Source organism: Rathayibacter sp. PhB151 (genome assembly GCF_004366415.1).
GTDB classification, from domain to species: Bacteria; Actinomycetota; Actinomycetes; order Actinomycetales; family Microbacteriaceae; genus Rathayibacter; species Rathayibacter festucae.
This window is the reverse complement of the sequence record NZ_SOEN01000007.1, coordinates 373025-399503: the sequence shown is the minus strand read 5'-3', so window position 1 is coordinate 399503 and position 26479 is coordinate 373025. Positions and strand designations below refer to the sequence as shown.

Below are 26479 nucleotides of genomic sequence, written 5' to 3'. Positions count from 1 at the left end.
GGCCGTGCGGTGTGCGCGATTCGCGGCGGTCCGTCCCCGGTCGCGTCCGATCTGCAGGCGATCGCGTGCGTTCGGCGCAGACCTGCACGGAGGATCGGGCGACTCGCGCCGGACGCCTGCACAACGGACGAGCGCCTGCACAACGAGTGGGCACCGCGCGGAGGCGGCGTCAGGCGGGGAGCACGGCGCGGCGGGACAGGCCGGCGCGGGCCGCCCGCGCGTACGCGTCCGGCAGCGCCGCGAGCAGCGCTTCGACGTCGGCGTCCGTCGTGGTCCAGCCCAGCGTCATCCGGAGCACGCCGCGCGCCTCGTCCTCGCTGCGGCCGAGCGCCAGCACCACATGCGAGGGCTCGGGGATGCCCGCCGTGCAGGCCGATCCGGTCGACACCGAGACGCCCGCCATGTCCAGGAGGAAGAGGAGCGAGTCGCCCTGCGCGCCGGGGAAGGCGACGTGCGCGTTGCTCGCGACCCGCCGGCCGGAGTCGACGGCCGGCCCGGTCAGCGTCGCTCCGGGGACGGCCTCGAGGATCCCCGCGACGAGCCGGTCGCGCAGAGCCGCCAGTCGCAGCGCCTCCTCGGGCAGCTCCGCGACCGCCTCCGTCACGGCCGCCGCGAACGCCGCCGCCCCGGGGACGTCCTGGGTGCCCGAGCGGACCCCGCGCTGCTGACCGCCGCCGTGCAGGACCGGCACGACCCGGGCGTCGCGCGCCAGGACGAGGGCGCCGGTCGCGATCGGCCCGCCGACCTTGTGCCCCGAGACACTGACCGCGACGAGGCCCGCGCCGTCGCGGGAGCCGGAGGCGCGCCGCACCGCCGCGATCTCGAGCGGCACGTGGCCGAGCGCCGCGACCGCGTCGAGGTGCAGCGGCACGCCGGCCCGCGCGCAGACCGCGGCCAGCTCGGCGACCGGCGCGATCGTGCCGATCTCGTTGTTCACCCAGAGCGCGGAGACCAGAGCGACCGAGCCGGGGTCCGCGGCGAGCGCCGCCGCCAGCGTCTCGGGCCGCAGGGCCCCCTCGGCGTCGAGCTCGAGCCATTCGACCCGGGCGCCCTCGTGCGCGGCCAGCCACTCGACGCTGTCGATCGTGGCGTGGTGCTCGCCGCCGGGCAAGAGGATGCGCGTGCGCGCCGGGGACTCCGCGACGCGCTGCCAGTAGAGGCCCTTGAGCGCCAGGTTGATCGCCTCGGTGCCGCCCGCGGTGAGGATCACCTCGATCGGCTCGCAGCCGAGCGCGACGGCGATCGCCGAGCGGGCGTCCTCGAGCCGGCGGCGCGCCTCCTGGCCCGAGCCGTGCACCGACGAGGGGTTGCCGGGCTGCGCGGACGCCTCGGCGAAGGCGGCGAGCGCCGAGGCCCGGAGCGGGGTGGTCGCGGCATGGTCGAGATAGATCATGGCGCCCTCCGTCCCGCGTCCGGGGTGCGGAGCAGGTCTCCGGCCCCTCACTACTGTAGGTCGCATGCAGACACGCGACTCCCTGGCCCGCCTCGGAGTCGTCGTGGACGCGGAGGGCGGTGAGCTGCGGGTCTGGTCGGAGCACGCGACCGCCATCGATCTGCTGCTCTACGACGAGAAGGACCCGAGCTGGGTCACCCGCACCGTCCCGCTGGTGCGCGGGGAGGACGACGTCTGGTCGGCCCGGGCCGCGCAGCTGACCGTCGGCCGCCGCTACGCGATCAAGGTGGACGGGCCCTCGGGCGTCCCCGGCCGCTTCGACCCGCGGGTCCCCCTGCTCGAGCCCTACTCCCGCGGGCTGCACCGGGTCGCCGAGAACGAGTGGCGCTCCGTCGTCGTGGACGACTCCTTCGACTGGGGCTCCTCCGAGAAGCCGCGCACGCCGCTGGACCGCACCGTGCTCTACGAGGCGCACGTGAAGGGCCTGACCAAGCTCAACCCGGCGCTGCCCGTCGAGCTGCGCGGCAGCTACGCCGGCCTCGCGCACGAGTCCACCGTCTCGTCGCTCCTCGACCTCGGGGTCACCGCCGTCGAGCTCCTCCCCGTGCACGCGTTCGTCTCGGAGCAGCGTCTGCTGCGCCAGGGGCTCACCAACTACTGGGGATACAACACCCTCAACTTCTTCAGCCCGCACGCCGCCTACGCCTCCCCCGCCGCCCAGCGCGGCGGCCCGACCGCGGTGCTGCGCGAGTTCAAGGGCATGGTCAAGCTGCTGCACGAGGCCGGGCTCGAGGTGATCCTCGACGTGGTCTACAACCACACCGCCGAGGAGGGACCGCAGGGTCCGCGCTCGAGTCTGCGCGGGATCGACGACCGGGCGTACTACCGCCAGACCGACGAGGGCCACTACATCGACGTGACCGGCTGCGGCAACACGATCGACTTCGGCCGGCCGGTCGCGCAGCGCCTGGTGCTCGACTCGCTCCGCTACTGGTCCGACGAGGTCGGGGTCGACGGCTTCCGGCTCGACCTCGCGGCGACACTGGGGCGCGACGAGATCGCGCACTTCCAGCGCGACCACCCGCTGCTGCGCGCGGCCGTCGAGGATCCGTCGCTCGCCGACGTGAAGATGATCGCCGAGCCCTGGGACGTCGGCATGGGCGGCTGGCAGACCGGCAACTTCCCCGACGGCTGGTCGGAGTGGAACGACCGCTACCGCGACCGCGCGCGCAACTTCTGGCTCTCCGACATCGACTACGCCCGGCGCGCGGGAACGGCGCCGGTGGGCATCGGCGGCTTCGCGACCCGGCTCTCCGGCTCGTCGAACACGTTCTCGCTCGAGCGCGGACCGCTCGCCTCCGTGAACTTCGTCACGGCGCACGACGGCTTCACGCTCGCCGATCTGGTCTCCTACAACGTCAAGCACAACATCGGCAACGGCGAGTCGAACCGCGACGGCGCCGACACCAACCGCTCCTTCAACCACGGCTTCGAGGGCCCGACCACCGACGACGGCGTCAACCGGGGCCGGCGGAAGGCGATGCGGAACCTGCTCGGGACGCTCCTGCTCTCGGCCGGTGTGCCGATGATCACGGCCGGCGACGAGTTCGGCCGCAGTCAGCGCGGCAACAACAACGCCTACTGCCAGGACTCGGACCTCACCTGGCTGCGCTGGGACGGGCGCAGCGATTGGCAGCTCGAGCTGCGGGAGCACGCGCGGACGCTCATCCGCCTGCGCCGCGAGCACCCGGCGCTGCGGCCCTCGCACTACGGGCGCGGCGGTGCGGTGACGCCGGGTGCGACGAGCATGCAGTGGTTCGACGCGCACGGGCGGACGATGTCCGAGCACGACTGGACCTCGGCGGAGAACCGCACGCTGCAGTACCTGGCGGCGTCGACTCCCGAGACGGAGGAGTTCGACCGCGTGCTGCTGATCGTGCACGGCGTCGAGGCGGACACCTCGGTGGTCCTCGCCGAGAGCGAGGGGGTCACCGGGTACACCCGGCTCTGGAGCAGCGAGGAGGCGGTGCCGCTCGAGCACGGCGAGTCGTTCGAGCCGGGGCAGGTCGTCCGCGTCGCCGGGACCTCGATGCAGCTGTTCGCCGCGCACGGCCCGCGTCCGGCCGCCGCGAGCTGATGAAGGGCGGTCCGGGGACTCCGGCGACGCTCGCACTGACCGCGGCGGGGATCGCCTTCGTGCCGCGCGAGTACCGGCACGATCCCGGAGCGGCGAGCTACGGCGGCGAGGCGGCCGAGGCGCTCGGGGTGGAGCCGGAGCGGGTGTTCAAGACGCTGCTGGTCGACGTCGACGGCGAGCTGGTCGTCGGCATCGTGCCGGTGACCGGGCAGCTGGGGCTCAAGGAGCTCGCGGCGGCGGTCGGCGGCAAGCGGGCGGCGATGGCCGACCCGGCGCTCGCGCAGCGGCGCACCGGCTACGTGCTCGGCGGCATCTCCCCGATCGGGCAGAAGACGCGGCACCGCACGGTGCTCGACGAGACGGCGGAGCTGTACGACACCGTGCTCGTCTCCGGCGGCCGCCGCGGCTTCGACATCGAGCTCGCGCCGGCGGACCTCGTCGCCGCGACGGGCGCGATCGTCGCGGACATCGCGCGCTGAGGGCGGGCGGGTCTCGATACGCCGCTGCGCGGCTACTCGACCAGCATGCATCTGAGAGGACGCTTCGCGGCAGCTCCACCAGCATGCACGGAGGCCGCCTCCATGCTGATCGCGCAGCCCTCGCAGAGGGCTTCCCTGTTGATCGTGCAGCGCCCGCAGAGGGCTCCCATGCTGATCGAGTAGCCCGCGGAGCGGGCGTATCGAGATCCTCCGTCACCCGGAGGCCGGGTCTCGATACGCCGCTCCGCGGCTACTCGACCAGCATGAATCCGAACGAACGCTGCGCGGCTGCTCGACCGCCAGGCGGGCGCATCAGCCGGCCGCCGCGACCAGGCCGAGCTCGGCCGAGCGGGCGAGCAGCGGGTGCCGCGGCACGACGCGGACGGTGTAGCCGAAGGAGCCGCTGCGGTCGAGGACGATCTCGCCGGCGTAGGGCACTCGGCCGACCGCGTCGGCGGGCACGACCGCGCCCGACTCCTCCGCCACCTCGAGCTCGTGCAGGCGCACGTCGACGAGCGAGCCGTCCGCCGCGGTGGTGCCGGAGACGACCTGCACCACGACGTCCTCGGGCGAGAGCTCGCCCAGGCGGACCCCCGCGCGCAGCGCGAGCCGGTCGCCGCGCTGGGGCACCGCGTCGATGCCGCCCGACTCGACCGACGCGACCGCCACGCCCGGCCAGCCCGCGCGGACCCGCTGCTTCCAGGCGGAGAGCTCCTTGGCCGGCTCGAAGTGGTCGGCCGCGATCTCGCGCCCGGCCTCGGCGGCGGGCTGGTAGAGCGCCTCGACGTACTGGCGCACCATCCGCTCGGCCGACAGCTCCGGCGAGAGCGTCGCCAGCGTGTGCCGGATCGAGCGCACCCAGCGGCGCGGCACCCCGTCGTGGTCGCGCTCGTAGTAGCGCGGCACGACCTCGCTCTCGAGCAGCTCGTAGAGCGCGTCCGCCTCGAGCGTGTCGCGCGACTCCGGATCGAGGTCGCGGTCGGAGGACGGGATCGCCCAGCCGTTCTCGCCGTCGAAGTACTCGTTCCACCAGCCGTCGAGGATCGACAGGTTCAGCGAGCCGTTCAGCGCGGCCTTCATCCCGGAGGTGCCGCAGGCCTCGAGCGGACGCAGCGGGTTGTTCAGCCAGACGTCGGTGCCCGGGTAGAGCAGCTGCGCCATCGCGATGTCGTAGTCGGGCAGGAAGACGATCCGCCGGCGCACGTCCGGCTCCTGCGCGAAGCGGACCAGCTTCTGGATCAGCCGCTTGCCCTCCTCGTCGGCGGGGTGCGACTTGCCGGCGATCACGATCTGGATCGGGTGCTCCGGGTGGGTCAGCAGCGCGCGCAGCCGCTCCGGGTCGTGCAGCATCAGCGTCAGCCGCTTGTAGGTGGGCACGCGCCGGGCGAAGCCGATGGTGAGCACGTCCGGGTCGAGCAGCTCGTCCAGCCAGGCCGGAGTGAGGCCGCCGGGGTTCTGCTCGCGCCAGGAGCGGGCGGCGCGCGCTCGGGCGTCGCGCACCAGCTGCTCCCGCATCGAGCGCCGCGCCTGCCAGAGCTCGCCGTCGCTCAGCGCGCCGGACGCCCAGTCGGCGCGGGTGGTGTCGTCGGTGCCGAGCCGGTCGCGGGCGAGACCCCGGAGGATCGGATCGGTCCAGGTCGCCGCGTGCACGCCGTTGGTGACCGAGCCGATCGGCACCTCCGCCGTGTCGAACCCCGGCCAGAGACCGGAGAACATCGAGCGGCTCACCTCGCCGTGCAGCTTGGAGACGCCGTTGCTGCGCTGCGCCAGGCGGAGCCCCATGAACGCCATGTTGAAGACGTCGCTCGCACCGCCCGTGGGCGACTCCGAGCCCAGTGCCAGCACGTCCTCGATCTGCACGCCCGGCAGCAGCTCGGTGGTGAAGTACTGCTCGATCATCCCGCGGTCGAAGCGGTCGATGCCCGCGGGCACCGGCGTGTGCGTGGTGAAGACGGTGCTCGCGCGGACGACCTGCAGCGCCTGGTCGAAGTCGAGGCCCGAGCCGATCAGGCCGGAGATGCGCTCGAGACCCTGGAAGCCGGCGTGCCCCTCGTTGGTGTGGAACACCTCCGGCAGCGGCGTGCCCGAGACCTCCGCCCACAGCTCGAGGGCGCGCACGCCGCCGATGCCCAGCAGCAGCTCCTGCAGGAGGCGGTGCTCGCCGCCGCCGCCGTAGAGCCGGTCGGTGACCGTCCTCAGGGCGTCCTCGTTCTCGCGGACGTCGGTGTCGAGCAGCAGCAGCGTCACCCGGCCCACCTCGGCCCGCCAGACCCGGGCGTAGAGCGCGCGCCCGTCCGGCAGGGCCAGCACGATCCGCGCCGCCGAGCCGTCGGCCAGCCGCACGATCCGCAGCGGCAGGCCGTCGGGGTCGAGCGAGGGGTAGGACTCGAGCTGCCAGCCGTCGGCGGAGAGCCCCTGGGAGAAGTAGCCCGAGCGGTAGAAGAGGCCGACACCGGTCAGCGGGACGCCGAGGTCAGAGGAGGCCTTGAGGTGGTCGCCCGCGAGGATGCCCAGGCCGCCGGAGTACTGCGGGAGCGCGGCGGCGATGCCGAACTCGGGCGAGAAGTAGGCGATCGAGCGCGGCGCCGACTCCGGCAGCGACTGGTACCAGCGCGGCTCGGTGCGGTAGCGCTCGAGGTCGTCGCGCAGGCGCCAGGCGTCGTCGACGAAGCCCTGGTCGCGGGCCAGCTCGGCGAGGCGCTCGGGCGCGATCGCGCCGAGGAGCGCGGTCGGGTCGCCGGTCCCGCGCTGCCACAGCTCGGGATCCGCCCGCTCGAACAGGCGGCGGGTCGGCTCGTGCCAGGCCCAGCGCAGGTTGCCCGCCAGCTCGCCGAGCGCGGACAGCTCGGGCGGCAGGACCGATCGGACGGTGAAGCGGCGGATGGCCTTCACGGCACTCCTCGACTCTCTGCCGGTACGACGACCGGCTGATCCCGGCGACTGCGGACCCCGGCGAGCACCCCCTGCGGACGGCCGGGGCGGTCGCGCTCGCACACTGTAGCGGAGTGCCCGCGGGCGCCGTCGGCCGTGGCGCCGGCCCTTTTGCACAGCGGCGCGCGCGTTCGCAACCGGCGTGCCAAAGGCATCGCCGGTCGCTACTGTCGTGACGTGGCTCAGACACCTTTCGGCAAGGCTTCGCACGGCAAGGACGCACGACGAGCGGCTCGGGGAGGTGCGGCCCGGGAGGAGACTCCCGCGGCGCAGACACCCCCGTCGCCCGAGGCGGCGGCACAGGATGCGCAGGATCGCACGGCACCGGCACCGGCTCCGGCCGCGCAGGCGCAGGCACCGGGGACGGCCGACGCGGCGCCGGCTCCCGAGGCCGCGGCGGAGACCGCGGGGCAATCCGCTCCGACCGGCTCCGGCTACCGGGTGCGCGCCGAGCGCATCCCGATCATCGACCCGCAGCCGCGGCTCGAGGACGACCGCTGGCCGGCCAAGGCCTTCGTCGGCGAGGTCGTCCCGTTCGCGGCGACCGCGTTCCGCGAGGGGCACGACCTGATCGGCGTCGACCTGCTGCTCACCTCCCCCGCCGGCACCGAGTCGGAGCACCGGATGGCGCTGATCGCCACCGGGACCGACCGCTACGGCCGCCTCGTCCTCCTGGAAGACGAGGGCGACTGGACGTACCGCATCCGCGCCTTCGCCGACGACTGGGCGACCTGGCTGCACACCGCCGACGTCAAGATCCCGGCCGGCCTGGACATCGCCGTCACCTTCGCGATCGGCGAGGGCCTCCTCCGCACCGCGGCCGGCGACGACACCCGCTCCGAGGCCGAGCGCTCCCTGCTCTCCGACGCCGCCGCCACCGTGGCGGACGAGTCGCTCTCCCCCGAGGCGCGCCTCGCCGCCGCCGAGGACCCCGCCGTGCACGGCGCCTTCACCGCGCGTCCCGTGATGAGCCTCGCGAGCGTCTCGGAGCCGCGCACCGTGCACGTCGAGCGCACTCGCGCGGGCGTCGGCGCCTGGTACGAGTTCTTCCCCCGCTCCGAGGGCGCCGTCCGGAACGAGGACGGCAGCGTCACCTCCGGCTCCTTCCGCACCGCGATCGACCGCCTCCCCGCCGTCGCGGCGATGGGCTTCGACGTGCTCTACCTGCCGCCGATCCACCCGATCGGCCGCAACTTCCGCAAGGGCCCGAACAACACGCTGAACGCCGGCCCGAACGACCCCGGCTCGCCGTGGGCGATCGGCGCCCCCGAGGGCGGGCACGACGCGATCCACCCCGACCTCAGCACCGTGGAGGACTTCACCGCCTTCCACGACGCCGTCACCGCCGCCGGCCTCGAGCTCGCGCTCGACTTCGCGCTGCAGGCCTCGCCGGACCACCCCTGGGTGACCAGCCACCCCGAGTGGTTCACGACGCTGCCGGACGGCTCGATCGCCTACGCCGAGAACCCGCCGAAGAAGTACCAGGACATCTATCCGATCAACTTCGACAACGACCCCCAGGGCATCCGCCAGGAGGCGCTGCGCGTCCTGCGCTACTGGATCTCACTCGGCGTGAAGATCTTCCGCGTCGACAACCCGCACACCAAGCCGCTCGACTTCTGGGAGTGGATCATCCACGAGGTCAACGCCGAGAACCCCGAAGTCGTCTTCCTCGCGGAGGCGTTCACCCGGCCGGCGATCATGCGGGCGCTCGGCAAGGTGGGCTTCCAGCAGTCGTACTCGTACTTCACCTGGCGCAACACCAAGGAGGAGCTCGAGGAGTTCTTCACGAGCATCTCGCACGAGACGGCCGACTACATGCGGCCGAACCTCTTCGTGAACACGCCGGACATCCTCACCGAGTACCTCCAGTACGGCGGCCGCTCGGCCTACAAGGTCCGCGCCGCGCTCGCCGCGACGGCGTCGCCGCTCTGGGGCGTGTACGCAGGCTACGAGCTGATCGAGAACGTCGCGCGCCCGGGCGCCGAGGAGAACATCGACAACGAGAAGTTCGAGTACAAGACGCGCGACTGGGCCGCGGCCGACGCCGACGGCTCGACGATCGCCCCGTACATCACCCGGCTCAACGAGATCCGCCGGGCGCACCCCGCGCTCGCCCAGCGCCGCAACCTGCAGGTGCACGGCAGCGACGACGACGCGATCCTCGTCTACTCCAAGCACCTGGACCGCGCGTTCACCGGCACCGGCAGCGACGACACCCTCCTGGTCGTCGTCAACACCGATCCGCACTCGGCTCGCGAGACCACGGTGCACATCGACCTGCCGTCCCTCGGACTGGACTGGAGCTCGACCTACGAGGTCGAGGACCTGATCACCGGTGCCGTCTGGACCTGGGGCAGCGACAACTACGTGCGGCTCGACTCCTTCGTCGAGCCCGTGCACATCCTGAGCGTGAAGGCGGACGGACGATGACGGTTCCCGAGGACAAGGGCACGAGCCCGGCCGAGAGCACGGACGAGAGCAGGCGCGGGACGGGGCCGGCGCAGAACGCCGTCCCCGCCGAGCCCGGCAGCCCCGCCGACGCGGCGGGTGTCGACCCGCGCACGGAGACGGTCGTGACGACCGGCACGAGCTCGGCGACGACCACGGGCGCGCACGTCGCGGAGCCCGCGGCCGAGGAGTCGGCCGCAGCACCTGAGCGGCTCACGCCGCCCGAGCCCGTCGCGCCGCCCGAGCCGCTCCTGCCGCCCGAGCCGACCACGGCGTCCGCGACCCCCGAGCCGCTCACGCCGCCGGAGCCGACCGCACCGTCCGCGACCCTCCAGCCGCTGACGCCGCCCGAGCCGACCGCCGCGGCCGACGCACCGATCGCCGAGACGAGCGACTCCGGCCCCGCCCCGGCGCCGGACTCCGACGTCGACGCGCTCCCCGAGTTCCCCGAGTGGGTCCTCCAGCAGCTGGCGACCGGCAGCAACGCGCTCCCCCACGACGTCCTCGGGCAGCACCCGCTCCCCGGCGGCGGCGCGGTCGTCCGCGTCCGCCGGCCGCTCGCCGACGCCGTGACGGCCGTCCTGGCCGGCGGCGTCCGCGTCGAGCTCGAGCACCTGCACGACGGCCTCTGGCAGGGCGTCCACGACGAGGACCCGCAGGCGTACACCGTCGAGGCGCACTACGGCGACGGCTCCTCCTGGACCGCCGAGGACCCCTACCGGTTCTCGAAGACCGTCGGCGACTTCGACCTCTACCTGATCGGCGAGGGCCGGCACGAGCGGCTCTGGGAGGCGCTCGGCGCGCGGCACCGCGAGCACGAGGGCGTCTGGGGCACCTCCTTCGCCGTCTGGGCGCCGCACGCCCAGGCCGTCCGCGTCGTCGGCGACTTCAACGACTGGAGCGGCGAGGGCCACGCGCTGCGGAACCTCGGCGTCAACGGCGTCTGGGAGATCTTCGTCCCCGGCATCGAGCCCGGCGCCTCCTACAAGTTCGATCTGCTCTCTCGCGACGGCCGCTGGGTCCGCAAGGCCGACCCGATGGCCCGCGCCACGGAGGTGCCGCCGGCGACCGCCTCTCGCGTCCCCGTCTCGCACCACCGGTGGACCGACTCCGGCTGGATGGAGCAGCGCGCGAGCGTCGATCCGCACACCCAGCCGATCAGCGTCTACGAGATGCACCTCGGCTCCTGGAAGCCCGGTCTCGGCTACCGCGACCTCGCCGATCCGCTGATCGAGTACGTCACCACGCTGGGCTTCACCCACGTCGAGTTCATGCCGCTGGCCGAGCACCCCTTCGGCGGCTCCTGGGGTTACCAGGTCACCGGCTACTACGCCGCGTCGAGCCGCTTCGGCACCGCCGACGACCTCAAGTACCTGATCGACCGGCTGCACCAGGCCGGCATCGGCGTGCTCGTCGACTGGGTGCCCGGGCACTTCCCGAAGGACGACTTCGCGCTCGCCCGCTTCGACGGCGAGCCCCTCTACGAGCACCCGGACTGGCGCCGCGGCGAGCAGATGGACTGGGGCACCTACGTCTTCGACTTCGGGCACACCCAGGTCCGCAACTTCCTCGTGGCCAACGCGCTGTTCTGGCTCGAGGAGTTCCACGTCGACGGCCTGCGGGTCGACGCCGTGGCGTCGATGCTCTACCTCGACTACTCCCGCAAGGAGGGCGAGTGGCTGCCCAACGAGCACGGCGGCCGCGAGAACCTCGAGGCGATCAGCTTCCTGCAGGAGGTGAACGCCACCGCGTACAAGCTCTACCCCGGCATCATGATGATCGCCGAGGAGTCCACCAGCTGGCCCGGCGTCACCCAGCCCACCGTCTCCGGCGGGCTCGGCTTCGGGCTCAAGTGGAACATGGGCTGGATGAACGACTCGCTGCGCTACATGGCGAACGACCCGCTGTGGCGCCAGTACCACCTGGGCGAGATCACCTTCTCCTTCGTCTACGCGTTCAGCGAGCAGTTCGTGCTGCCGATCAGCCACGACGAGGTCGTGCACGGCAAGGGCTCGCTGATCCAGAAGATGCCGGGCGACCACTGGCAGCAGCTGGCGAACGTGCGCGCCTACCTGGCGTTCATGTGGGCGCACCCGGGCAAGCAGCTGCTCTTCATGGGCCAGGAGTTCGGGCAGTACTCGGAGTGGTCCGAGGAGCGCGGGCTGGACTGGTGGATCCTCGACCAGCCGAGCCACCGCGGGCTGTGGAGCCTCGTCGGCGAGCTGAACCGCCTCTACCGCGAGGTCCCGTCTCTGAACGAGCTCGACAACGACCAGGCCGGCTTCGAGTGGATCGACGGCGGTGCGGCGGCGCCGAACGTGATCTCCTTCCTCCGCAAGGACAAGGCCGGCCGCGCGGTCGCGGTCATCGTCAACTTCTCCGGCTCGCCGGTGCACGGCTACCGCGTCGGCCTCCCCGAGGCCGGCCGCTGGGAGGAGCTGCTCAACACGGACGCCGAGATCTACGGCGGCTCCGGAGTCGGCAACTTCGGCGCGGTCGAGTCCCGCGACGAGCCCTGGGCGGGCCGCCCCGCCTCGGCCGAGCTGATCCTGCCCCCGCTCGGAGCGCTCTTCCTGCGCCACCTGGGCTGACCGGCACCACCCCACCCGGAGGCGGGCGGAGGGGACGCACACGCGTCCCTCCGCCCGCCTTCGTCGTGCGCCCGGCCCACTCAGCGGACCGAACCATGCTGATCGAGCAGCCCGCGGAGCGGGCGTATCGAGCGGAGGGGGCGCCTCCGGCGCCATCGCAGGGCGGGGAAGAGACCGACGTGCATGCGGTGGTGGGTCTCGATACGCCCCTGCGGGGCTACTCGACCAGCATGACTGCGGGCGTCTCTTCCAAGTAAATCCACCGGCGTCGGCAGAGCAGTTCCCGTCCTTCGTCAACGGACCGGACACCGGCGTGATCGGCGCGGCGCTCTCCGGCGCCCTGGTCGAGCTGGAGTCCGGCAACGTGAGCTCCGCGGACGCCTTCTCCTCCGGCCTCGACAGCGCACGCCAGGCCGTCGGCGGCTGACGCAGCCCCGCTGAACGACGACGCCCCCGAGCCCTCCGGCCCGGGGGCGTCGACGTTGAGCGGCGCGGTTCGGAGGCCTCCGATCAGACCTCGTCCCGGCGCACCACCGCGGTGCGCCAGGTGTCGATGAGCACGACCGACCCGAGCATCACCAGCGCGAGCGCCACCGAGGCGAGGGTGTCGGTGAGCCAGTGGTAGCCGAGGTACAGGCGGGCGACGACCTGGCCGGCGATCATCCCGAGCGAGAGCGCGAAGCCGCCGATCGCCCAGACCGGCGAGGAGCGGCGCGAGGCGAGCAGGAAGGTCGTGATCAGGAAGAAGTCGCAGACGCCGGTCACGTGGCCGGACGGGAAGGAGAACGTCCCGTCGGCCCCGAGCAGCATGTACTCCACGGGCGGCCGCATGCGCTGCACCAGGTGCGCGGCGAGCTGGACGCTGAGCATGCCGGTGACCATCCCGCCCGCGAGCAGGAGCGGCCGCCAGAGGTGCCGGGCGAGCGCGATCCACAGCACGAGCACGCCGAGGATGATGATCGGCAGGAAGACCGGGCCGAAGACCGTGGCCAGCGTGTCCATCACCACCGTCCCCTCCGCGAAGCGCTTCGCGCGGAACCACTCCGAGACCGCGGGATCGAGCGCCGCGAGGCCGGTGCCCGTCGCGACCTGCACGATCAGCGCGGCGAAGAGCACGAGCCCGACCGCCACCGAACCGCCTCCCGCGCGCATCAGGCGGCGGCGGGCGGGCGCCGACATCTCGCGCTGCTCCACGAGGAAGCGCTGGTGGAATCGGGCGCTCGGGGAGAGGGCGGCGGTGCTCATCCGCTCACCCTAGGGGTCGGCGGGCGCCGTGCCGCGCGCTCCCCGCCCAGCCGCCCGGTCGATCGACGGCGCGCACCGCAGCCGACGGGTCCGTGCCGTCGGCGGCGAGCCAGAGCACGCCGCGCGAGACGCCGACACCGGGCGCCGACTCGCCGATCCGGTAGCCGATCCGGAACGGGAAGTCCGGGCCGCGGTTCCACGCCGCCCCCGTCACCCTCGCCCTGCGGACGCTGAGCACGACCCCCGCCCGGCGCCTGTCCCGGGTGCTGCGCAGCGGGCCCGCGCGGCTCCTCTCCCATCCCGTCACGGCGACCGCGATCAGCGCGGGCGGACTGTGGCTGCTCTACCGCACCCCGCTCCTCGAGGCCATGCATGCGGCGCCGCTGCTGCACGTCCTCGTGCACGCCCACCTCCTCCTGGCCGGCTGCCTCTTCACCGCGGCGGTCATCGGCGTGGACCCCCGCCCCCATCCGCCGGCCCGGACGACGCAGGTGATCGCGCTGGTCGTCGCGATGTCCTCGCACGCGATCCTCGCCAAGCAGCTGTACGCGCGCCCGCCCGCGTTCCTCGACTCCGCCGACGTGCGCGCGGGAGCCGAGCTGATGTCCACGGCGGGCGGCTGGCTGGAGGCGGCGGTCCTCGTCGTCTTCTGCGCCCAGTGGTACCGCGCCACAGGGCGCCGCCTGAGGGTCGAGGGCGGCGCAGCACCCGCTCATCCCTCCGGCCGCCCCGCCTGATTGTCAAGAGCCGACACCGGCCGCTCCGATGGGCGACGATCGAGGGATGGCGACCAGCGGAGCACCCCTCGAGGGCCGGCACGTCCGATTCATCCGCTACACCCGCACCCGCGACGGCTGGACCAGCGAGACGGTCCACGGGCGCCTCGAGGGGCACACTCCGGCGATGTGGCAGCTGCGCGTCGTCGACGAGCTGCGCGAGCTGCCCCGGGAGGAGTGGGCGCTCTACCGCCCCTGAGGGCGGGTGCGGCGCCGCTGTCAAGATCCTCGATCGCGGCGGCGCCCTCGGACTAGCGTCGGCGACGCCGGACTCGTGCCAGTCGAGGAGGTCGTCCGATGTCCCGCTCCCCCGCCGCGTCGAGTAGACGCACCCGCGCACTCGCCCGCGCACTCGGCGGTGCGCCCGCCGGAGCGCTCGCGGTCGGCCTCGTCCTCTCCCTCGCAGGGTGCGCCGGCCTCGCGCCGGACGCCGCGGCGGCCGGTGCCACCGCCGCGGCGTTCGAGGAGGCGCTGGCCGCCGGCGACGGCGCCGCCGCGTGCGCGGTGCTGACCCCCCGGGCGGCCGAGGCGGTCGTCGAGACCGGGGCGGGATCCGCGACGTGCCCCGACGCGATCCTCGCGCTCGGCCTCGACCCCGCCGCTGCCGGCTCCCCGCGCGCCGAGGCCTTCGGCCAGGCCGCCGTGGTCGAGCTGCGCGGAGACACCGTCTTCCTTACGGCGAGCGGCGACGGCTGGCGCGTGCGCGCCGCGGGGTGCACGGCGACCACCGAGGACCTCCCCTTCGACTGCGCGATCGACGGCTCGTGATGCGCGGGGTCTTCACCGGCTGCCTGACCGTGATCGGAGCCGGACTCGTCTTCTTCCTCGCGACGGGGCTGCTGCACCGATGAGCGCCGTGACCCGGGCACTCGGTTCCGAGCGGCGCACCGGCGCCGACCGCGGCTTCCTGCGCGAGAACTCGCTGACCCTCGTCTTCGGCGCACTCTTCGTGCTGTCGCTGGCCGGTCAGTCGATCGCCGGCTTCCTCGTCTACCTCGACGACCTGCGGATCGCCGGTCTCGAGCCGGTGACCTACGCGCGCTACCTGACCTCGTCGACCTTCTCCGCCGACGTCGCCGAGAACTGGCAGTCGGAGTACCTGCAGTTCTTCCTCTACATCGCCGCGACGGTCTGGTTCGTGCAGCGCGGCTCCTCGGAGTCGAAGGACCCCGGCGAGGCCGGCCGCGCCACCGAGCGGGAGCAGCGGATGGGGCGGTGGGCCGAGGAGTCCTCCCCCGGTCTCGCGAAGCTCCCGGGCGGCCTCCGGCGCCGGCTCTACGCGCACTCCCTGCTGATCGTGATGGGGGCGGTCTTCGCCGGCTCCTGGCTCGCGCAGTCCGTCGCCGGGCACGTCGCCTATGACGAGCAGCAGCTGCTGGACCTGTCGGCACCGGTCTCCTGGGGCGAGTACCTCGCCTCCGCCGACTTCTGGAGCCGCACGCTGCAGAACTGGCAGTCCGAGTTCCTCGCCGTGGGCAGCATGGCGGTGCTCTCGGTCTACCTGCGCGAGCGCGGCTCGCCGGAGTCGAAGGCGGTGGGCGCTCCGCACGCGGAGACCGGCGGCGACGAGTGACGCGGCGGTCGACGCCGTCGCCGCCCCGAGCCCCGCGTCAGCGGCCGAGGGTGCGGCTCGGGTACTCGCCGAAGCGGGAGGCGTAGGCGGCGGAGAACCGGCCGAGGTGCCCGAAGCCCCAGCTGCGCGCCGTGCCGGCGACACTCGAGCGTGCCGGGTCGCCCAGGCGCAGGTCCGCGTGCACCCGGTCGAGGCGCACGTCCCGGACGTACTGCAGCGGCGTGGTGCCGAGCAGGCGCTGGAACGCGACCTGCAGCCCGCGCACGCTGAGGTGCGCGGCCGCGGCGATCTCGATCGGTCCGATCGGCAGATGCGCGTTCTCGTGCACGAACTCGACGGCGGAGCGCATCCCGGCGTTGCTCGGGGCGAGCAGGACCTCCGGGAGCGCCGCGCCCTCGGGCGGGTACAGCTCCAGGAACGCGGCCGCCGCCCGGCGGGTCAGCCGGTCCCAGAGCAGCGGCGTCACTCGGCCGGTGCGGATCGCGGTGGAGATCTCGCCGATCACCGCGTGCCACTGCGCCACGGGCTCCACGCCGTGGCGGTGCAGGTGGTCGAAGCGGAGCACGCCCGTGCGGCGGTAGCCGTGCTCGCGGGCGCTGCGGTCGACGTGCTCACGGCTCAGATGCACGAGCTTCTGGTCGTAGTCGGCGTAGGAGAAGACGAACGGTCGATGGGCCGGATTCAGGAGCGGCACACCACGCGTCACCGGCATCGCGTCCCGGTGGACGTCGACGATCCCCCTGCCCTCGACCAGCCACTGCACGACGTAGTCGCCGCCGGCCGGGTCCTCCCCGGTGGTCGCGCCGCGCATCTGCGAGGTGCGCAGCGTCATCACCGGGTCGCCGAGCGCCGCGTAGCGGAACGAGAACGGCTGCTCGGTGGCCGCCACCGACCACCCCGTCCCCGAGTAGAAGCCGCCGAGGACCTCGGAGGCGCGCTCGAGGTCGGTGCCGACCGCCTCGATGCGGATGCTCCCCCGATCCTTCCGTGCGGAGTCGGGAGCCCGATCAGTCGCCATGCGGCGCTCTCGTCCGCTCCGGCCCACCGGGCGGGTCGAGCACGCTCGCGAGCTGCTGCAGGGTCGAGAGCACGGACTCGACCACGGTGTCGTCGAGCTGCGCGACGAGCGCCGACGCCTCCCGGTCGGCAGCGCCGAACGCCTCGTCGATCGCCTCGCGACCGCGTGGAGTGAGGACGAGCCAGCGCCGTCGGCCGTCGGACTCGTCGTCGACGCGGTGCAGGTAGCCGGACGCGACCAGCCGCTTGGCGGCCATCGACGCCGCGGCGCGAGTGACGTCGAGCCAGTCGGCGAGCTGGCCGAGGGTCACCGGGGAGCGGCCGGTCCGCGCCACGTACTGCAGGGCCGCGATGTCGGTCGCGCCGAGGCCGAGCTGCACCCGCCCTCGAGCGGTCAGCCGACGCTGGGCGTCCTGCGCGTGCACGACCGCCTCCACGAGGCGCGCGGCCCGGTCTCCGCTCGGCTCGAACTGCAGGTGCTCCGCCACTGCTCCCCCTTCCGCCCGTGCCGATGCGCGGTAGCCGCCGCCGTGAGCGACCTCGCGGTGCGAGGAGTGCGCTGAGCGGACAACCGCACAGGAAGGAGATACCGGCAAAAAAGTTACCTTGTCTGCGTCGATCCGACAATCCGATCCGCCCCAGACCCCGGCAGACAGGACGACCACCATGGGACTTCTCCGCGGTCGATCCGCGCCGACCCGAAGCGATCCGCCGGATCGGCTGCCCGCGGGACCTCGCGTCGACTCCGAGCGCCGGGTGTCCACTCCTCGCTCGGCACGCACCGTCCCTGGGGCGCCCGACATGAGGCGGGACCGGTCGTCCTCGTGCGCGTTCCTCCCGCAGCGGCGAGCCCCCCGTGCTCATGTCACCGTTTCGGTGACACTGGTGGGGATGCTGTCACCGTTCCGTACCTCCCTGAGCCGTCGTCGTGCCGGTGGTGGCCCCCGTGCCTGAGGACTCGGTCGACGGTGTGTTCGTCTCCTGGGTGGAGTCCCTGCCCGACGTCACGGACGAGGAGGCGGCGGTCCTCCAGGCCGTCGGCTTCCTGAGCGCGAGCCTGCGGATCTCCGCCGACGTCGCCTTCCTCACGCTGCGCGCCGAGGCGGCGGCGAGCGGTCTCGACCTGCCGATCGTCGCCCGCGAGGTGCTCGTCCACCAGCGCAGCATCACCGCCCCCCGCTCCGAGAACTGCTCCTGCGGCTGAGCGCGACGCCCCGTCCGACCGCGGCCGACGCCGCCCAGAGCGCGGCCCCCCGCATGCTGATCGAGTAGCCCGCGAAGCGGGCGTATCGAGATCCACCACCGTCAGCAGGACGAGTCTGCAGACCCGCCCTGCTGATGACGGCGGGTTTCGCTACGCCCCTGCGGGGCTACTCGACCACCATGTGGCGCGAGTACTGAGGACGAGGTGCGGAGCACGAGCGCCGAAGAGAGCGACTACCGAGCCGCCCGTCCCCCGAACCAGCCGAGTCCATGAAGGCGATGAGCGAGAAACGCGTGCCAGCGTTTCTCGCGAGCCGGACGGGACACGCTCTGCGGAGCACGACCGCACGACCTGCCGACTGCGGCGGGAGGAGCGCTCGCGCTCGTCCCGCGAAGAGGCGCCGCACGCGTGCCAGCGTTTCTCGCGAGCCGTGGGCGACCCGCTCTGCGAATCGCAACCACAGACCCAGCCGACCGCGGCGGGAGGAGCGCTCGCGCTCCTCCCGCAATTCAATACAGCAGCCCCGTGAGCCGCGCTCGCGCCTTGTTCACGCGCGGGTCGGTCGTGCCGACGATCTCGAACAGCTCGAGCAGGCGGGCGCGGACGCTCGCCTTGCCGTCGACGTCGAGGCGCGGGTACATCGAGAGGAGGCGGTCGAAGGCGTCCTCCACGTGGCCGCCGGAGACGTCGAGGTCGGCGACGGCGAGCTGCGCGTCGAGGTTCGCGGGCTCGGCGGCCGCGGTCGAGCGGATGTCGTCGAGGGTGCGGCCCTGGAGCCGCTGCAGCAGCTTCACCTGCGCGAGTCCGGCGACGGCGAGGTCGTCGCGGGGGTTCTGCGCGATGGCGGTCTCGTACTCGGTGATCGCGGCGGAGTAGTCGCCGCGGTCGATCGCGTCGTACGCCTCCTGGTGGTGCGGGGGCAGCGGCGCGGCCTCGGGCTCGGCGCCCGGCTCGGCACCGGCGGCGGCCGGGTCGACGGGAACGGTGCCCGTGACGCCCTGCTGCGCGGCGAGCTGGAGGACCTGCTCGAGCAGGTCGCGGAGCTGCTCCTCGGTGATGAGGCCGTTGAACATCGGCACCGGGCGGCCGGCGATCACCGCGGCGATCGTCGGGACCGACTGCACCTGGAAGGCCTGCGCGAGCTGGGGGCTCGACTCGACGTCGACGCCGACCAGCACGAGGGCACCGGCGTAGGAGATCACGACCTTCTCGAGCAGCGCGGTCATGCTCAGGCTCTGGTCGGACCACGAGCCGCGCAGGTCGATGATCACGGGGACCCGCGAGGACAGCTGGACGACCTGGTCGAACTCGGCGTCACCGGCCGAGAGCAGCAGCGGGTTCGCGACGGGGGCGCCCTGGGGGGCCTCACCGCCGCCCGCGGGTGCGGGGGGCGCGGCCGGCGGCGTGCGCCGGTTCACGAGGGTGGACAGGTCGACGGCACCGCGCAGGTTGCCGGGCAGCGGGGGCAGGGGGGTGCTCACGGCAGCTGCACCACCGAGACGAGTCCTTGGCTCCATCCGAGCATGACGATCTTCTCCTCCGATCCGACGGGCGGTACGTAGAACAGCAACTGATAACCGTAGGTGGTCGCGATGCCCGTGGTCGACTTGTCGATGCCGAGCAGGGTCTGCGAGGCGCCGGACGTCGACACGGTCGAGCCCTCGGCGGTCGGGCGGACCGTCGCGGTCTCGGCGATGCTCGCAGCGACGAGCGCGCCGGAGTCGTTGGTGGCGAGGGCGATGGTGTCCGAGGTGCCCGCCGCGTTGGTGAACTCGATCGAGGCGGTGTCCGGCAGCGCCTCGCGATCGGCGTTCTTCTTGTCGACGCCGACCTGACCGCGGAGGGTGTCGCCGTCACTCGAGAAGGTCTCGGCGTACTGGCTGGAGTCGCCGTTCGCGAGGATGTCCGCGTAGGCCGCGCCGACGTTCTCCGGAGCGAGCTTCATCAGCTTCGAGTCGGGGGCGACGATCGAGGTGCCGACCGTGACCGGTGCGACGTCGGGGATCCGCGCGTTGGCCTCGAGCGAGATCGCGTAGTCCACCTTGTAGTCGACGCGGGGGCTCGCCTGGCTCATCATCAGGGCGATCGGCGCCTGCGTGGCGTCGGCGGTGTTCTGCACGACCGCCGTGACGAGCCTCGGCCAGCTGTCGGTGTCCTGCGGGAGGACGAGGCTCACCGGCGACGCCGGGATCGCCTGCGGCGCGTCGATCGTGCCGCCCTTCGTCAGGACCTCGTAGTTCGTGGTGCGCTCGGTGAGTGCCTCGCCCTGGAAGCGCTCCGCGAGGATGCTCGCGTCGCGAGCGGCGTCGGCGGCGGCCGCGACCTCGGAGACCGAGGCGACGATCGCCTCCGCCTGCTGGGTGGTGACGACCGGGGTCGGCTCCTCCGCGACGGGCTCCGCGCCCGGGGTCGCGGTGGCGGACGCCGTCGGCGTCCCGGAGGCGCTCGCGGCGAGGTCGGGCCAGTAGTCGGAGCTGCAGCCGGCGAGCAGCACGGTCGCGCCGAGCGCGATCGGGAGCACCAGCAGCCGGCGGCGCCGCGAGGGCTGAGCCGCCGCGATGGAGGACTGGATGCCGGCGCGGGCGCGAGGCAGCCGGACGCCGCGCGGCACCTTGCCCTGCGGGCCCTTGCGGCGCGGTCCGTGCTGGCGGCGCAGGTGCAGGAACGCCCAGATGTAGAGGACGAGGCCGATCAGCAGGAACACGGCGCCTCCCAGCAGCAGCGGACCGGCCAGCGGCGTCGCGGTGTCGACCGGCCAGCTCACCCGGATGTCGCTCGCGGCCGGGGCGGTGCCGTCGGTGGCGACGATCAGCGAGACGTCCTCCGGCAGGTCGAGCGCGACGGTGATGCTGCCGGTGCCCTCGAACTGCTCGAGCCAGAGGTCGGAGTCGCGGGGATCGACGACGGCAGCGTTCGCGTCCGCCACGTCGGAGGCCAGCGTCAGCGCCGTCCCGGTCTCCTGCTCCGCGGACAGGCTGTCCGCGCCGTCCTCGCTGCTCGCGTAGTCGATGAGGTCGTAGTCGGAGCCGCCGACCCAGCCCAGCACGTCGGTCGTCGGCGCGTACGCCATCACGAGGTCGCCCTCGCCCTCGACCGTGATCGTCTGCCGGCCGGGATTGGCGCCGAGCGTGCTGCCGTCGATGACGGCGTAGGGGGCGCCGGACTCGAGCGCGGTCTGCGCGGTGAGCGACTCCGGTGGAGCCCACACCGTCCGCTGGCCGATGCCGAGCGCGATGAGCGCCGCGGCGATGACGGTGGCGATGATGGCGAAGACGAACCGCACGAAAGAACTCCTCCTGCGTTGCCGGATCGGGGGGTGGCGGCCCGGGACGGCTCCGGTGACGGCCGGACCGGGGCGCGACGGCAACAGACAAAGACAGTCCAGGTTAGCGGATGGGCCGAGCCGAACCCAGGGATCGGCCGAGAGCACCGATCGAGGGGCGCGCGGTGCGGGTGTCGGCCCGGGCCGCGAGGCACCCGCTGACTAAACTCCCTGGAGTGCCGCGACCCCACCGCGGCCGTGTTCCGGAGGAGACGACGTGGCAAGCGACGAGGCCGAATTCACCCAGGTGTTCCGGGGCTACGACCGGGACGAGGTCGACAAGGCCATCCAGGGTCTGCGCCGCGAGCTCATCCACGCCAACACCCAGGCCGCCGAGAGCGGTCGCGAGGCCAAGCGCCTCTCCTCCCGCATCGACGGGCTCGAGAAGGAGCTGCAGCAGGTCGGTGCGCCCACCTACGCAGGACTCGGCGCGAAGCTCGAGCACACCCTCCGGGTGGCCGAGGAGCAGTCGGAGCGCATCATCGCGCAGGCGGAGAACGACGCCTCGGCGCTGCGCCGCTCGACCCGCGACGACCGCGACGGTCTGCTGAAGGACGCGCGCGACGAGGCCGAGCGCCTCGTGACGGAGGCGCGCCGCCGCGCCGACCGCACCCGCGAGGAGTCCGAGGCGCAGGCCGCCGCGACGCTCGGCAAGGCCGCCGACGACCGCGACGTGATGACCCAGGACGCCGTCCGCGAGGCCGCCGCCATCCGCGGCACCGTCGCCACCGAGGCCGCCGAGACCCGCGCGACCGCCAAGCGCGAGGCCGCGGCGATCCGTTCCGAGGCCGGCCGCGAGGCCGCCGAGATGCGCGCCGTCGCCGCCCGCGAGGTCGAGGTGGCCCGCGCCGAGGCCGCCCGCCTGGCGCAGAGCAACGAGCTGCTGCGGGCGGAGGTCGCCTCCGAGGTCGACCGCCTGCGCGCCGCCGTCACCGCCGAGGTCGCCGAGGCCCGCGCCGCGATCGAAGCCGAGGTCCTGTCCGCCCGCGCGGACCTCGAGGCAGAGGTCCTGTCCGGCCGCGCCGACCTCGCCGCGGAGCTGTCCACCGGCCGCGCGGAGGGCGCCCGCGAGCTCGCCGATCTGCGCACCCAGCTCGCCCGCGACCGGGCCGACGCCGTCGCCCTCCTGGACGCCGAGCTCGCCGCGCTGCGCTCCGCCGCGTCCGACGAGGCCGCCGCGCTCTCGCGCGAGGTCGAGCAGGCCCGGATCGACCTCGTCGTCGAGCTCGCCGCTCGCCGCGAGGAGGCGGACCGCGACTACCTGCTCCGCCACCAGGAGGCGGTCGCCCAGACGCAGCGCTACCTGGACGAGTCGAACCTGCAGCTCGCCGACGCCATCCGCCGCGCGAACGACAAGCGCCTGGAGGCCGACGCGCTCCGCAGCGACGCCCTCGACGACGTCACGCGCCTGCGCCGCGAGGCGCAGGACGAGTCGGACGCCCTGCTCGACTCCGCCCGCGACCGCGCCCGCGAGATGATCGCCGACGCCGAGCGCCGCACCCGCGAGCTGCAGAACACGGCCGAGTCCCGCCTCGACGAGATCCGCACCGAGCGCGACGCGATCGCCGGCTACGTCACGGGCCTCCGCGGCCTGATCGGCCACATCGACGGCCTGTCGGACGACGACTCGAAGGACGACGACGGCGGCTCGAAGAACGACGGCGGCTCGAAGAACCGCTGACCGGCGCGGGCGGGCTCAGCCGAGCTCGCCCGCCCACTCCGTCGGCAGCGGCGACGACGCCGGCGCCACCACCCGCACGATCTCGTCGAGCACGCGGCGCGTCTGCGCCTCGCCGACCCAGAGGTGCTTGCCGCCCTCGACGGCGACCAGCTCGAGCTGCGGGACCGAGGCGAACCGCTCGGCGGCGGCCTCCGGCCGCAGATAGTCGTCGAGCTCGGGGATCAGCGCGACCAGCGGGCGGCCGTCCTCGCCCCAGGCCGCGACCTCCTCGGCCGTCGCCCGGTGCAGCGGCGGCGACAGCAGGATCGCGCCCTCGACCGGGTGCTCCCTCCCCCACTTCAGCGCCAGCTCGGTGCCGAAGGACCAGCCGACCAGCCACGGGTGCGGCAGCCCGCGCTCGGCGACCAGCGCCATCGCCGCGGCGACGTCGGCCCGCTCGGCGGTGCCGCCGTCGAAGGCGCCCTCGCTCGTCCCGCGCGGCGAGCTCGTGCCGCGAGTGTTGAAGCGGAGCACCGCCACCCCGGCCAGGGCGGGCAGCCGCGCGGCGGCCTTCCGCAGGATGTGCGAGTCCATGAAGCCGCCGTGCGTCGGCAGCGGGTGCAGGGTGACCAGCGTGGCCACCGGCTCGCCCTCGAGCGGCAGCGCCAGCTCGCCGACCAGCGTCAGCCCGTCGGCGGTGTGCAGCTCCACGTCCTCGCGGCGGGCGGGGAGGACGACGCCTCCGCGGATCTCGTGCGTCATCGTGCTCCTTCGATCCGCCAGCAGTGGGTGTGCCAGTGGCGACGACCGGCGAGGTCCGCGGCGTCGCCGAGTGCTCCGTCGCCGCGCCAGACGACGACGTGCGCGAGGCCGATGTCGATGGTCTGGCCGCAGCCCGGGCAGAGGTAGTTCTTGACCGCGCGCGACGACGAGACGGGCTGGACGTTCCACTCTCGGCCGCGGCGCGTCTCGATGCGGCGCCAGCCGGCGAGCATCTGCGAGAGGTCGCGCTGCTCGTCGTCGTCCTCGCGCCCGCGTCCGCGGGGTCGATTGCTGCGCGGCATTGCTCCAGTCTAGGAGCCGCCGCGCGAGCGCTCGCTCGCAGCCGTCCCGTCCGGGCGGGTCAGTGCGAGGAGTCGTCCATCTCGAGCCGCGTCTCCTCGGCGTCGAGCATCAGCTGCGCCCGCCGCAGGATCCGCGAGGAGTAGACCCCGCGACCGCGCGCCTCCAGCAGTGCCTCGCGCTCGGCGCTCAGCACCGCCCGCCGCAGGTGCAGGTACTGCCCCTGAGGGCCCAGCGGGCCGTCGGCCTCGCGCTCCACCTGCTCCCACGCGACCTGCGAGCGGGTCAGCGTGTCCCGGCGGACCCGCTCCAGCACCCGCTCGCCGACACTGCCGGCCGGCAGGTCCTCGACCGCCTCCGGCAGCGCCTGGATGCCGGTCGAGGCGACCTCGTCGAGCAGCGTGGCCAGCTCGCGGCGGTCGGCGTCGCCGTCGCTCCCCTGGATGCCCGTCACCCGGATGAGCGCCGGGAGCGTCGCGCCCTGCAGCAGCAGGGTGACCACGGCCACCGTGAAGGCGATCAGGATGAGCTGCGAGCGGTAGGGCGTCTCCGCCGGCAGCGACTGCGCCGCCGCGAGCGTGACCACGCCGCGCATCCCGGACCAGGAGAGGATGACCCCGCCGCGCCAGCCGAACGCCTCGCTCGTCGTCGCCGCGAGGTCGGTCTCCCGCCGCTGGTAGAGCCGCTCCGCGCGCTGCTGCCGGCGGACGAACCGCTCGTCGCTGCTGGCGCTGTTGCGCAGGCGCATCACCCCGACCGCGAGCCGGCGGTTGATCCGCTCCGCCCGCCGGCCCGAGCCGCGCAGCCAGAGCAGCAGCGGCCAGACGAAGAGGGTGCGCAGCACGATCAGGATCACGACCGTCGCGAGCCCGAGGAGGACCGCCGTGTCGACGCCGACGCCGCCCGGCTCGATGTCGCCGACGATCGCCTTGATCTCGGCGCCCATCAGGAGGAACACGCCGTTCTCGAGCAGGAACTGCGCCGTCCGCCAGTTCACCCGCTCGCTGATCCGCGACTGCGGGCTGAGGAACCGCGCGCTGTTGTGCCCGGTGTAGATGCCGGTGACGACGACCGCGAGGACACCCGAGGCGCCGAGCTCCTCCGCCGGGATGTAGGCGAGGAACGGCACCGCGAACGAGACCGCGGTGTCCAGCACCGGGTCGCGTAGCTTCGAGCGCACGAAGACGGTCAGCACGCCCATGACCAGCCCGAGGACGACGGCCATCACGACCGAGTAGACGAAGAGCACGCCGACCTCGCCGATGTCGATGGCGTCGCTCGAGACGGAGGCGCCCACCACCGCGGTCGCGGCCGTGGCGGCGCGCAGCAGCACGAGCGCCGACGCGTCGTTGACGAGACTCTCGCCCTCGAGCACGGTCACGAGCCGCGGCGGCAGGCCGAGCTTCTTGCCGATCGAGGTGGCCGCGACCGCATCGGTCGGACTGACCACCGCGCCGAGCGCGATGGCGGCCGGGAGGCTGAGGTCCGGCAGCAGCATGTAGAGGAAGAAGCCGACGACGAGAGCCGTGACGACGACGAGCAGCACCGACAGCCCGAAGATCGAGCGCAGATTCCGCCGGAAGTCCGCCAGTGGCACCTGGATCGCCGCGGAGTACAGCAGCGGTGGCAGCACCCCGGCGAGGATCAGCTCCGGCTCGACCTCGATCTCGGGGACGCCGGGGAGGTAGGACGCGCCGATGCCGATGACGACCAGCAGCAGCGGTGCCGCGACTCCGAGCCGGCTCGAGAAGCGCGCGACCGTGACGACGGTGATGATCCCGACGACTCCGAGCAGCGCGTAATCCACGCGCTCAGGCTATCGGGCGGGTCGCCCGCCCCGAGCACGGGCGGCAGCCGGGATCAGTACCAGCCGACGCTCTCCGAGTGCGCCCAGGCACCGCACGGCGAGCCGTAGCGACCCGAGATGTAGCCGAGGCCCCAGGTGATCTGGGTGTTGGCGTTGGTCTGCCAGTCGCCGCCGACCGTCGCCATCTTGCTGCCGGGGAGCGCCTGCGGGATGCCGTAGGCACCGCTCGACTTGTTCTCGGCGTAGACGTTCCAGCCGGACTCGCGGTTCCACAGAAGCACGAGGCAGTCGTACTCGCTGTCGGCCCAGCCGCGCTGCACGATCTGGTCGTAGGCGAGGGCCTTCGCCGAGCCGGGGTCCGGGGCGGCGGAGCGGGCGACGGGCGCCGCGGCGGCCGACTCCTCCTCCTCGTCGTCCTCGACGACGGCCTGCTTCGACTTCGTCGGAGTGGGGGTCGGCGTCGGAGTCGGCGTGGGGGTCGGCTTCGCCTGAGCGTCGAAGGTGTCGCGCTGGACGGTGCGCTCGACCGCCGCCTCAGCGACGACGAGGCGCTGGGCCGGGTCGCCGTTGAAGCGCTCCGGGGCCTGGTAGAAGGGCGACGCAACGGCGCCGCTGGACGGGTCGACCGCGCTGACGGCGACGAAGCCGATGGAGGCGGCGAAGGCGAGGAACGCCAGCGGGACACGGGTCCGGGACCGGCGGGCCGCCGCGCGCTTCGAGGTCTCGACCGAGGATCGGGAGACGGGTGGCTGCGCGACGGACGTTCTCTGATGCATACCCACGATCACGAAAGCATAACGGAGGACCTCTCGATCCGCCAGTGCGGGGCCG

22 protein-coding genes are annotated in these 26479 nt (G+C 73.4%); 10 read left to right on the top strand and 12 right to left on the bottom strand.

What is annotated here, in order from left to right; genetic code table 11:
- Positions 1–169: 169 nt before the first annotated feature.
- Positions 170–1393, bottom strand: a complete 1224-nt coding sequence (locus EDF35_RS09240) for a cysteine desulfurase family protein (RefSeq protein WP_133962025.1) — start codon at positions 1391–1393, stop codon at positions 170–172.
- Between the two features lie 64 nt (positions 1394–1457).
- On the opposite strand from EDF35_RS09240, the gene glgX reads away from it, so the two are divergent.
- Both glgX and ybaK read left to right on the top strand, forming a co-directional pair.
- Positions 1458–3530, top strand: a complete 2073-nt coding sequence (gene glgX / locus EDF35_RS09235; protein WP_133962023.1) for a glycogen debranching protein GlgX — start codon at positions 1458–1460, stop codon at positions 3528–3530.
- Entirely contained in the window at positions 3530–4009 is a 480-nt protein-coding gene (gene ybaK / locus EDF35_RS09230) for a Cys-tRNA(Pro) deacylase (protein WP_127886425.1), read from the top strand. Before glgX ends, ybaK begins: the two co-directional genes overlap by 1 nt.
- 312 nt (positions 4010–4321) lie before the next feature.
- On the opposite strand, the gene glgP is transcribed toward ybaK, so the two are convergent.
- A complete protein-coding gene (glgP, locus tag EDF35_RS09225) occupies positions 4322–6901 on the bottom strand; it encodes an alpha-glucan family phosphorylase (RefSeq protein ID WP_133962021.1) in 2580 nt (859 codons plus the stop codon).
- A gap of 480 nt (positions 6902–7381) precedes the next feature.
- Here glgP and EDF35_RS09220 point away from each other — a divergent pair, with 480 nt between their 5' ends.
- A complete protein-coding gene (locus EDF35_RS09220) occupies positions 7382–9373 on the top strand; it encodes an alpha-1,4-glucan--maltose-1-phosphate maltosyltransferase (RefSeq protein ID WP_279587525.1) in 1992 nt (663 codons plus the stop codon).
- The gene (gene glgB, locus EDF35_RS09215; RefSeq protein ID WP_133962017.1) at positions 9370–11982 is read left to right on the top strand and encodes a 1,4-alpha-glucan branching protein GlgB; all 2613 of its coding nucleotides are present in this window, start codon (positions 9370–9372) and stop codon (positions 11980–11982) included. Before EDF35_RS09220 ends, glgB begins: the two co-directional genes overlap by 4 nt.
- Positions 11983–12492: 510 nt before the next feature.
- Here the strand turns inward: glgB and EDF35_RS09210 are convergent.
- A complete protein-coding gene (locus EDF35_RS09210) occupies positions 12493–13227 on the bottom strand; it encodes a phosphatase PAP2 family protein (protein WP_123703398.1) in 735 nt (244 codons plus the stop codon).
- 4 nt (positions 13228–13231) lie between these two features.
- Entirely contained in the window at positions 13232–13441 is a 210-nt protein-coding gene (locus EDF35_RS09205; protein WP_133962015.1) for a hypothetical protein, read from the bottom strand.
- Here EDF35_RS09205 and EDF35_RS09200 point away from each other — a divergent pair.
- The 4 genes from EDF35_RS09200 (at position 13395) to EDF35_RS09185 (ending at position 15576) form a co-directional block, all read left to right on the top strand.
- Positions 13395–13964, top strand: a complete 570-nt coding sequence (locus EDF35_RS09200) for a cytochrome c oxidase assembly protein (protein ID WP_123703394.1) — start codon at positions 13395–13397, stop codon at positions 13962–13964. The genes EDF35_RS09205 and EDF35_RS09200 overlap by 47 nt on opposite strands.
- A 46-nt stretch (positions 13965–14010) precedes the next feature.
- The gene (locus EDF35_RS09195; RefSeq protein ID WP_123703392.1) at positions 14011–14202 is read left to right on the top strand and encodes a hypothetical protein; all 192 of its coding nucleotides are present in this window, start codon (positions 14011–14013) and stop codon (positions 14200–14202) included.
- A 98-nt stretch (positions 14203–14300) separates the two neighbouring features.
- Positions 14301–14771, top strand: coding sequence for a hypothetical protein (locus tag EDF35_RS09190; protein WP_133962013.1), 471 nt, complete (start codon positions 14301–14303; stop codon positions 14769–14771).
- Positions 14772–14850: 79 nt separating this feature from the next.
- Entirely contained in the window at positions 14851–15576 is a 726-nt protein-coding gene (locus tag EDF35_RS09185) for a DUF6766 family protein (RefSeq protein WP_123703388.1), read from the top strand.
- Positions 15577–15613: 37 nt separating this feature from the next.
- Here EDF35_RS09185 and EDF35_RS21040 read toward each other — a convergent pair whose 3' ends face one another.
- Both EDF35_RS21040 and EDF35_RS20780 read right to left on the bottom strand, forming a co-directional pair.
- A complete protein-coding gene (locus EDF35_RS21040; RefSeq protein ID WP_208323043.1) occupies positions 15614–16594 on the bottom strand; it encodes an AraC family transcriptional regulator in 981 nt (326 codons plus the stop codon).
- Complete coding sequence (locus tag EDF35_RS20780; protein WP_166674055.1) at positions 16584–17081, bottom strand: crosslink repair DNA glycosylase YcaQ family protein; 498 nt, start codon at positions 17079–17081, stop codon at positions 16584–16586. Before EDF35_RS20780 ends, EDF35_RS21040 begins: the two co-directional genes overlap by 11 nt.
- A 458-nt stretch (positions 17082–17539) precedes the next feature.
- Here EDF35_RS20780 and EDF35_RS09170 point away from each other — a divergent pair, with 458 nt between their 5' ends.
- Positions 17540–17797 (top strand): ANTAR domain-containing protein, encoded by a 258-nt coding sequence (locus tag EDF35_RS09170; protein ID WP_133962009.1) that lies wholly within the window; start codon positions 17540–17542, stop codon positions 17795–17797.
- A gap of 509 nt (positions 17798–18306) precedes the next feature.
- Here the strand turns inward: EDF35_RS09170 and EDF35_RS09165 are convergent.
- Both EDF35_RS09165 and EDF35_RS09160 read right to left on the bottom strand, forming a co-directional pair.
- Positions 18307–19278, bottom strand: coding sequence for a tetratricopeptide repeat protein (locus EDF35_RS09165; protein WP_243839914.1), 972 nt, complete (start codon positions 19276–19278; stop codon positions 18307–18309).
- Positions 19275–21080, bottom strand: a complete 1806-nt coding sequence (locus EDF35_RS09160) for a hypothetical protein (protein WP_133962005.1) — start codon at positions 21078–21080, stop codon at positions 19275–19277. The genes EDF35_RS09165 and EDF35_RS09160 overlap by 4 nt, the downstream gene beginning before the upstream one ends.
- Positions 21081–21336: 256 nt before the next feature.
- Here EDF35_RS09160 and EDF35_RS09155 point away from each other — a divergent pair, with 256 nt between their 5' ends.
- Positions 21337–22800, top strand: coding sequence for a DivIVA domain-containing protein (locus tag EDF35_RS09155; RefSeq protein ID WP_133961995.1), 1464 nt, complete (start codon positions 21337–21339; stop codon positions 22798–22800).
- A 15-nt stretch (positions 22801–22815) separates the two neighbouring features.
- On the opposite strand, the gene EDF35_RS09150 is transcribed toward EDF35_RS09155, so the two are convergent.
- The 4 genes from EDF35_RS09150 to EDF35_RS09135 are packed head-to-tail and all read right to left on the bottom strand — an operon-like array spanning position 22816 to position 26424.
- Positions 22816–23541 (bottom strand): alpha/beta fold hydrolase, encoded by a 726-nt coding sequence (locus tag EDF35_RS09150; protein ID WP_133961993.1) that lies wholly within the window; start codon positions 23539–23541, stop codon positions 22816–22818.
- Positions 23538–23843, bottom strand: a complete 306-nt coding sequence (locus EDF35_RS09145) for a hypothetical protein (protein ID WP_133961991.1) — start codon at positions 23841–23843, stop codon at positions 23538–23540. Before EDF35_RS09145 ends, EDF35_RS09150 begins: the two co-directional genes overlap by 4 nt.
- Before the next feature lie 59 nt (positions 23844–23902).
- A complete protein-coding gene (locus EDF35_RS09140; RefSeq protein WP_133961989.1) occupies positions 23903–25648 on the bottom strand; it encodes a sodium:proton antiporter in 1746 nt (581 codons plus the stop codon).
- A gap of 53 nt (positions 25649–25701) precedes the next feature.
- The gene (locus EDF35_RS09135) at positions 25702–26424 is read right to left on the bottom strand and encodes a lytic transglycosylase domain-containing protein (RefSeq protein WP_133961987.1); all 723 of its coding nucleotides are present in this window, start codon (positions 26422–26424) and stop codon (positions 25702–25704) included.
- Positions 26425–26479 lie beyond the last annotated feature (55 nt).

Excerpts from the sequence above, each read along its gene's own strand:
- EDF35_RS09185 (WP_123703388.1), top strand. The coding sequence starts at position 14,851 with ATGAGCGCCGTGACCCGGGCACTCGGTTCCGAGCGGCGCACCGGCGCC.
- EDF35_RS09240 (WP_133962025.1), bottom strand. The coding sequence starts at position 1,393 with ATGATCTATCTCGACCATGCCGCGACCACCCCGCTCCGGGCCTCGGCG.
- ybaK (WP_127886425.1), top strand. The coding sequence starts at position 3,530 with ATGAAGGGCGGTCCGGGGACTCCGGCGACGCTCGCACTGACCGCGGCG.
- EDF35_RS09210 (WP_123703398.1), bottom strand. The coding sequence starts at position 13,227 with ATGAGCACCGCCGCCCTCTCCCCGAGCGCCCGATTCCACCAGCGCTTC.
- EDF35_RS09135 (WP_133961987.1), bottom strand. The coding sequence starts at position 26,424 with ATGCATCAGAGAACGTCCGTCGCGCAGCCACCCGTCTCCCGATCCTCG.
- EDF35_RS21040 (WP_208323043.1), bottom strand. The coding sequence starts at position 16,594 with ATGGCGACTGATCGGGCTCCCGACTCCGCACGGAAGGATCGGGGGAGC.
- glgX (WP_133962023.1), top strand. The coding sequence starts at position 1,458 with ATGCAGACACGCGACTCCCTGGCCCGCCTCGGAGTCGTCGTGGACGCG.
- EDF35_RS09195 (WP_123703392.1), top strand. The coding sequence starts at position 14,011 with ATGGCGACCAGCGGAGCACCCCTCGAGGGCCGGCACGTCCGATTCATC.
- EDF35_RS09190 (WP_133962013.1), top strand. The coding sequence starts at position 14,301 with ATGTCCCGCTCCCCCGCCGCGTCGAGTAGACGCACCCGCGCACTCGCC.
- EDF35_RS09150 (WP_133961993.1), bottom strand. The coding sequence starts at position 23,541 with ATGACGCACGAGATCCGCGGAGGCGTCGTCCTCCCCGCCCGCCGCGAG.
- glgB (WP_133962017.1), top strand. The coding sequence starts at position 9,370 with ATGACGGTTCCCGAGGACAAGGGCACGAGCCCGGCCGAGAGCACGGAC.
- EDF35_RS09145 (WP_133961991.1), bottom strand. The coding sequence starts at position 23,843 with ATGCCGCGCAGCAATCGACCCCGCGGACGCGGGCGCGAGGACGACGAC.